General features: G+C 60.8%; 1 pseudogene. It reads left to right on the forward strand.

Annotation, left to right across the window (positions count from 1 at the left end):
- A pseudogene (locus A8G15_RS31340) lies at nucleotides 1–331 on the forward strand (lysophospholipase); the annotation flags it as partial.
- Between the last annotated feature and the right edge of the window lie 174 nt (nucleotides 332–505).

Raw genomic sequence — 505 nt, forward strand, 5'->3', positions numbered from 1 at the left:
CACCCCGAACCGTGTTCGTAAGTCCAATCCGCAGGGGTTGCGCAAGAACCTCCGTTTGCGTGACGGCCGGTGGTTTTGGCATTGGGATCCGGCGTTTCTTCGTCACGGTGACGAGCCCACTCGCCAGGCCGATTCGATCATGCGGTACGAACGCGCGCGGGATGCTGCGGCGGCGATCACGGTGCCCACCATGCTTGTTCGGGGCAAGCAATCGAATGTGGTCAGCGAAGAAGGTGCGAAGGAACTGCTCGACCTGATCCCGACCGCGCACGTCGATGCAACACTCCCCTACCGACCACCGAACCCGGGACTACGGCACGATCCAGACTGACGGCCCAACGCTGACGCGAACCGGTATCAGCTTCGAAAACCCTTGAATTGAACCGTCCCGATGCCCGTAGTATAACGACGAATCCGACTTATCAGACCAGTCGTCCTGTTTCCGACCCGTTCGACATGCCTGACCGGCGGTGCTGTCGCGGCAACACTTCTGCGTGGTTCCGGT

Origin of the sequence: Rhodococcus phenolicus (assembly GCF_001646785.1) — a bacterium.
In the GTDB taxonomy this organism is placed as follows: domain Bacteria; phylum Actinomycetota; class Actinomycetes; order Mycobacteriales; family Mycobacteriaceae; genus Rhodococcus; species Rhodococcus phenolicus.